Source organism: Azonexus sp. (assembly GCF_030824335.1).
Classification (GTDB): domain Bacteria; phylum Pseudomonadota; class Gammaproteobacteria; order Burkholderiales; family Rhodocyclaceae; genus Azonexus.
On record NZ_JAVBXX010000029.1, the window covers coordinates 34,735 to 41,170 of the forward strand.

The 6,436-nt window shown below is 60.7% G+C and carries 6 protein-coding genes; 3 read left to right on the forward strand and 3 right to left on the reverse strand.

Annotation, left to right across the window (positions count from 1 at the left end; translation table 11 throughout):
- Nucleotides 1-117 precede the first annotated feature (117 nt).
- Nucleotides 118-1,074, reverse strand: coding sequence for a transporter (locus RCI20_RS14870; RefSeq protein WP_306606823.1), 957 nt, complete (start codon nt 1,072-1,074; stop codon nt 118-120).
- A 124-nt stretch (nt 1,075-1,198) separates the two neighbouring features.
- Here RCI20_RS14870 and RCI20_RS14875 point away from each other — a divergent pair, with 124 nt between their 5' ends.
- Genes RCI20_RS14875 through RCI20_RS14885 form a run of 3 tightly spaced genes read left to right on the forward strand, consistent with a single transcriptional unit; the run spans nt 1,199 to nt 5,648 of the window.
- Nucleotides 1,199-2,560: a DUF3422 family protein gene (locus RCI20_RS14875; protein ID WP_306606825.1), complete on the forward strand. Its 1,362-nt coding sequence runs from the start codon at nt 1,199-1,201 to the stop codon at nt 2,558-2,560.
- A 36-nt stretch (nt 2,561-2,596) separates the two neighbouring features.
- Nucleotides 2,597-3,529 carry a phosphoribosylaminoimidazolesuccinocarboxamide synthase gene (locus RCI20_RS14880; protein WP_306606828.1) on the forward strand — a complete coding sequence of 311 codons (933 nt, stop codon included), beginning with the start codon at nt 2,597-2,599 and terminating at the stop codon, nt 3,527-3,529.
- Between the two features lie 46 nt (nt 3,530-3,575).
- Nucleotides 3,576-5,648 (forward strand): M3 family metallopeptidase, encoded by a 2,073-nt coding sequence (locus tag RCI20_RS14885; protein ID WP_306606830.1) that lies wholly within the window; start codon nt 3,576-3,578, stop codon nt 5,646-5,648.
- Between the two features lie 54 nt (nt 5,649-5,702).
- On the opposite strand, the gene RCI20_RS14890 is transcribed toward RCI20_RS14885, so the two are convergent.
- Together RCI20_RS14890 and RCI20_RS14895 are read right to left on the reverse strand one after the other, a co-directional pair.
- Nucleotides 5,703-6,044, reverse strand: coding sequence for a hypothetical protein (locus RCI20_RS14890; protein WP_306606832.1), 342 nt, complete (start codon nt 6,042-6,044; stop codon nt 5,703-5,705).
- On the reverse strand, nt 6,041-6,415 hold the full coding sequence (locus RCI20_RS14895) for a DUF4339 domain-containing protein (protein ID WP_306606833.1): 375 nt from the start codon (nt 6,413-6,415) through the stop codon (nt 6,041-6,043). The genes RCI20_RS14890 and RCI20_RS14895 overlap by 4 nt, the downstream gene beginning before the upstream one ends.
- Nucleotides 6,416-6,436 lie beyond the last annotated feature (21 nt).

A 6,436-nucleotide genomic window follows, 5' to 3' on the forward strand; every position in this document is an offset into this window, starting at 1 on the left:
CTAGGGCCAGCCGTTGTTTCTATGGTCCTAGGGCCAGCAGTTGTTTCTATGGTCCTAGGGCCAGCCGTTGTTTTCATGGTCGCAATATTCATGCTGCTTTATCCAGACAATTCACGATCAAAAGGCGTAACGGCCTTGCAGCCAGAAGCGCTGCCCCTCGGCCCGGTTGTGCGCCCCTGACTCGATCTGCAATTTGGCCACCAGACCATAACGCGGTGCGGGCGTCCAGGCGACATACGGACCGATGGCATTGACGACGGCCCGGTTGCCGTCGCCATTGACGCGCTTCCCGGATTGCCGGTCGTCGCTCAGTTGGCGATAGGCATAAGCATTGAGGCCGGCCGACCAGCCCGGCACAAATTTGTAACCGGCGCTGAATTCGAGGCTCAGCTCATCGCCGGAGCGATAATCCGTCGCCGCGTTGCGCGCATTGATGCCGTAGCGCAGACGGGCCGAGCTTTCCCATTTCCCCGGCAACCAAGTCAGTCCATAAAGAGCCGCCAGTTGCCGGGTATTACGCCCAAGGTTGACCGGTTTCTGACGATCATAATCACCGGTCGGCAGGATGACTTCCAGCCCGGCCATCTGGTGCAGGCGCAGGCCATGCCAGCCCAGCAGCACGGGCGCCAAGGTCAGATCGCCGACGCCCGATGCCGAACCGCTGCGATCCAGCGTGCCAAGCCCAGCCGGCCGGGCGATCCCGAGATCAAGATCAAGCTGCGGTAGCGGCAGCGCCAGGCGCGTTTCCAGATTGGCCCCGGCGACTCGCACACCGGGCCAAACGTGCGACAAACGCAGGGCAACAACATCCGCCCGCGTCCGGAAATAGGCAAACCGGGCGTTGTCATCACCGGCATCATCCTTCGCCTGATCTGCCGCGTAGTGCTGGTAATACAGCAAAAAATGCGTGCCTTCGGGCAGCATCAAGCCGGTAAAGTTGGTTTCCACACCGACGGCATAGCTGCTGCCACCACCTTCGGTCGCTTGGGCGACTGGCGCGGCGGCGCATAGCAGGCCCAGCCCCAGCGCTCGAAGCCAGGGGCGTAGCCATTGTTTTTCGACCTGATGTTCCATGAATCCACCTTGCGAGAGTTTGCCCGACGCACACATCCGAAGGCCTGCATTCTATGGCCTGCGCACCATGCCCGACAGCCCAAAACACAGCCCGAGTCCACAGCCCGAATCGCGCCCGGAGCCGATGCTACAATCTGCTGCATCGCAACACGAACGCTGCCCCGATACGACCATGCATCCTCGCCTGACACTCGCCGAACTGGCCGAGCATCCGCTCCGCCAGCGCCTGAACAACGAGTTTCACGCTCGGCCGCCCACCCCGCTGGCCGGTTCGGCACTGGTCTCGCACCTGGTCTTCAAGCACAGCGCGACAAAAATTCCGGCGGCGCGCGAGAATCTCTCCAAACTGTGCCAGGGCCACGTCTGCAACTCGATCGAGAGTTCGGAATCGCATCTGGTGATCGAAACCGGCGCGTTTCGCATGCGCTGGGAATTGCATACCGAGTTTTCCAGTTACACCTTTTTCCGCGACCTGGCCGTCGGTGAAACCCTGCCCGCCGACGCCACCGCCTTCGATGCCGTGCATCCGGAATGGCTGGCTGGCATTCCCGGAAAACTGATGGTTGCGACCCAGGTCGAGTTGCGGTCAACCAGCGAAATCAGCCCGGAATCCGTACTTGCCGGCTTCGCACCGACCGGACGGACGATGGTTGGCGCGTTGATTGGCGATGGCAGCGCGCAAATCTTTACCGACTTCCGGATCGACAACGGTTTCTCGCGCTTCCTGGTGCTCAATCGCGACATGACCGAACGCCAGGCCGGCCGCACCGTACAACGCCTGGTTGAAATCGAAAGCTACCGGATGATGGCCATGCTCGGCCTGCCGGTGGCCAAGGAAGTGGGCAACTGGCTGTACAGCGGCGAAACACAACTGGCCGAACTGATGGAACGCATCGGCCAGGCGCGCAGCCCGGAGGACGAGCGCAGCGTGCTGGCCGCGCTGTCCGGTCTGGCCGCCGAAGTCGAAAACTCGGTCGCCCGCACCACCTTTCGTTTCGGTGCATCACGCGCCTACCACGGCCTCGTCATGCAACGTATCGAGGAATTGCGCGAAAGCCGGCTACCCGGCCTGCCCACCCTGCAGGAATTCATGCAACGGCGCCTGCAACCGGCCATGCACACCTGCGAAGCAATCAGCCGCCGGCAAGAAGAACTGTCCGGCCGGGTTGCCCGCAACAGCCAGTTGCTGCGTACCCGCGTCGATATCGAACTGGAACGCCAGAACCAGGAATTGCTCGGCCAGATGAACAGCCGCGCCAAACTGCAATTGCGCCTGCAGGAAACGGTCGAAGGCCTGTCCGTCGTCGTGCTCACCTATTACGGCTCGCAACTAGTGCAGTATCTGGCCAAGGGCACCAAGGAGTTGCACCACGTAAATCCGGACATCGTCACGGCGATTTCGATCCCGGTCATCGCCGGTATCGTCGCCTGGGGCACCCGGCGCATGCGCAAAAAACTCGCCGCCGAAGAAGCCGGCACACATTAATTTATAATTCCGCTTTTGCTTACCGGGACCACGATCGTGACCGCTCCGCTTTTCGAATCTTCCATCACCAGCCTGCCACTCCTGTCCAAGGGCAAGGTCCGCGATATTTATGCGGTCGACGCCGACAAGCTGCTGATTATCACCACTGACCGCCTGTCGGCCTTCGACGTCATCCTGCCCGATCCGATCCCGAAAAAGGGCGAAGTGCTGCAGGCTGTCGCCAACTTCTGGTTCGAGAAACTCGGCCACATCGTGCCCAACCAGTTGACCGGCATCGATCCCGAATCGGTCATCGCCGACAACGAACGTGCCCAGGTGCGCGGCCGTGCCGTCGTCGTCAAGCGCCTGAAGCCGCTGCCCATCGAAGCCGTCGTGCGCGGTTACGTGATCGGTTCCGGCTGGAAGGATTACCAGCAGACCGGCGCGATCTGCGGCATCGCCTTGCCGGCCGGCCTGAAAATGGCCGCCAAGCTGCCCAGCCCGATCTTCACGCCAGCCACCAAGGCCGAAGTCGGCGATCACGACGAGAACGTCTCCTACGAGCAGGCCGCCGCCAACTGCAACAGCACGCTGGCCGACGCCCTGAAAGGCACCGGCAAGACCGGTGCACAACTGTGCGCCGAAGCCCGCGACGCGGCCATCCGTCTGTACGAAGAAGCCTCGGTCTATGCAGCAACGCGCGGCATCATCATCGCCGACACCAAGTTCGAATTCGGCATCGATGCCGCCGGCACGCTGCACCTGATCGACGAGGCGCTGACGCCCGATTCGTCGCGCTTCTGGCCGGCCGACCAGTACGCCGAAGGCAGCAACCCGCCGTCCTACGACAAACAGTACGTGCGCGATTACCTGGAAATGCTGGACTGGGGCAAGGTTGCGCCCGGGCCGAAGCTGCCGGACGAGGTCATTGCGCGAACCAGCGCCAAGTACATCGAGGCGTATGAACGCCTGACCGGCAAGACTCTCTAACAACACACCGGGCGGCCATGACCGCCCTTTTTTATCCCTGACGACTATGACAACGACCAATCCTCTGCTCGATTTCTCCGATCTGCCGCGTTTCGACCTGATCCAGCCGGAACACGTCAAACCCGCCATCGCCCAACTGCTGGCTGACGGCCGCGCACTGATCGAACGCCTGACCGACGACAGCACACCGGCCACCTGGGCCGATTTTGCCGGCGCGCTGTCCAACGGGCTGGAGGGCTTCGGCCGCGCCTGGGGCGTCGTCGGCCACCTGCACTCGGTGAACGACGTACCGGCCTGGCGCGAGGCGTACAACGAAATGCTGCCTGAGGTGTCGCGCTTCTACAGCGAACTCGGGCAAAACCTGAAGCTGTTCGACAAGTACCGCGCCCTGAAGAAAAGTGCGGAATATTCGACGTTGACCGTAGAACAGAAGAAAGTGGTCGACAACGAGGTGCGCGATTTCCGTCTGTCTGGCGCCGAATTGCCGGAAGACCAGAAACCGCGTTTCCAGGCCATCATGGAAGAGTTGTCGCAACTGGCAGCCAAGTTCTCCGAGAACGTCCTCGACGCGACCAACGCTTTTGCCGAAATCGTCACCGACGAAGCACAGCTCGCCGGCCTGCCCGATTACGCCAAGGATGCCGCCCGCGAGGCGGCTGCGAAGGCCGGCCTCGAGGGCTGGAAATTCACGCTGCACGCGCCGTCCTACGGTCCACTGATGCAATATGCCGAAAACCGCGCCCTGCGCCAGCGCATGTACCACGCCTACGCCACCCGCGCAGCCGAGATCGACAACGGTTACTCGAAACCCGAATGGGACAACGGTCCGTTGATCAAGCGCATTCTCGAACTGCGCGAAGAAGATGCAAAAATGCTCGGCTTCAACAACTTCGCCGAAGTCTCGCTGTACCCGAAGATGGCCGACACGCCGGCGCAGGTGCTCGACTTCCTGCGCGACATGGCGAAAAAGGCCAAGCCTTTCGCCGAGCAGGACATCGTCGAACTGAAGGCCTTTGCCAAGGACGAACTCGGTATCACCGACTTCCAGCCCTGGGATGCTGCCTATGCCTCCGAAAAGCTGATGCAGGCGCGCTATGCTTTCTCCGAACAGGAAGTGAAGCAGTACTTCACCGAACCGAAGGTGATCGCCGGTCTGTTCAAGGTCATTGAAAGCCTGTTCACCGTCAAGGTGAAGGAGGACAAGGCACCGGTGTGGCACGAGGACGTGCGTTTCTACCGCATCGAAACGCCGGCCGGCGAACTGGTCGGCCAGTTCTACATGGACCTTTACGCCCGCGAAACCAAGCGCGGCGGCGCCTGGATGGACGAAGCCCGCTCACGCAAGCGGACTGCCAACGGCCTGCAGAAACCGATTGCCTACCTGAACTGCAACTTCGCCCGCCCGGTTGGCGAAAAAGACGGCAAACCCTTGCCGGCCACCTTTACGCACGATGAAGTCCAGACGCTGTTCCACGAAACCGGACACGGCCTGCATCACCTGCTGACGCGCGGCGAAGAGCTGGGCGTTTCCGGCATCCACGGTGTCGAGTGGGATGCCGTCGAACTGCCATCGCAGTTCATGGAAAACTACTGCTGGGAATGGGACGTGCTGCAAGGCATGACGGCACATGTGGAAAGCGGCGAACCGCTGCCGCGCAGCTTGTACGACAAGATGCTCGCCGCGAAGAATTTCCAGAGCGGCATGATGACCGTACGCCAGATCGAATTCTCCATTTTCGACATGCTGCTGCATTGCGATTTCGACCCGCAAGGCCCGTTGACCGCAATGGACGTGATCAACGAGGTACGCCGCGAAGTGGCCGTACTGATCCCACCCGAATGGCACCGTTTCCCGAACAGCTTCTCGCACATTTTCGGTGGAGGCTACGCGGCGGGTTATTACAGCTACAAGTGGGCGGAGGTACTGTCGGCCGACTGCTACGCTGCCTTCGAGGAAGCCGGCAATCCGTTCGACCCGGTGGTTGGCAAGCGTTTTCTGGAAGAAATCCTGTCACGCGGCGGCGAACGTGCCGCGCTCGACAACTTCAAGGCCTTCCGCGGCCGCGAACCCAGCCCGGATGCCTTGCTGCGGCATAGCGGGATGGTCGCAAGAGCCTGACAAAAAAATGCCCCGGGTTGCAACCCGGGGCATTTTTTTAACGGATGAATCGTTTTATTGCCTTGCGCTGTAGATGGCGTTGGCAAGAAAAACGTAGGCCAGAAAAGCCAAAGCACTGACGATGATATAAGCCGTTGCCGACAGGCCGAGCATCGCAAAAAACCCATTGATCAACAGGCCGAGAACGAAGAACACACTGCTCACCGTGCGCAGGTTGATCCCTTTGCGCGCAGACTCAAAACTGCCACCAATCATTGGCAGCAACGTGCCGGCAAAAAAGAAGAAGGCGCCGACTGCCACATAGTGCTTCAGTTCGCCATCCAGGCTCCACAAGCCGAAGGCCAGGATGGCACTGACCAGAATGGCGAGCAGCACGTTGACCGGGTTGATTTTCATGGCGCGCCCTCCCCCGCAGGCAAAGGTGGCGGACACAAGGCCACCAGCCGAAGCACCTCGGGAACGTTTTCGCAACGCTCCCAGGCCGGCATGCCTGCTCGCCAGACATAAGTCGTCTTGCCGACCGCGCCCTGGAGAATGAGCCTGGTCAACTCGTCCTCCGAGAATGGCCCTGCCTGCTTGCCATCCAGAATGACAAAGAAAGCACCGGGTGGGCGAACGGGAATATTGCCCGCCATCGGATTCATCGAACCCGGAATATAGGTGTTCTGCAGTGCATGGTTCATCGAGTTCACCATCTGTTGCGCAACACCGATCCCGAGACCAAACTCGACCAGGCGATCAATCGAAAAGAAATTGTCGTTATTCATGGCTAAAGCTCCTTGATCTCA

Coding starts and splice junctions, on each gene's coding strand:
- RCI20_RS14870 (WP_306606823.1), bottom strand. CDS start 1,074: ATGGAACATCAGGTCGAAAAACAATGGCTACGCCCCTGGCTTCGAGCG.
- RCI20_RS14875 (WP_306606825.1), top strand. CDS start 1,199: ATGCTACAATCTGCTGCATCGCAACACGAACGCTGCCCCGATACGACC.
- RCI20_RS14885 (WP_306606830.1), top strand. CDS start 3,576: ATGACAACGACCAATCCTCTGCTCGATTTCTCCGATCTGCCGCGTTTC.
- RCI20_RS14890 (WP_306606832.1), bottom strand. CDS start 6,044: ATGAAAATCAACCCGGTCAACGTGCTGCTCGCCATTCTGGTCAGTGCC.
- RCI20_RS14895 (WP_306606833.1), bottom strand. CDS start 6,415: ATGAATAACGACAATTTCTTTTCGATTGATCGCCTGGTCGAGTTTGGT.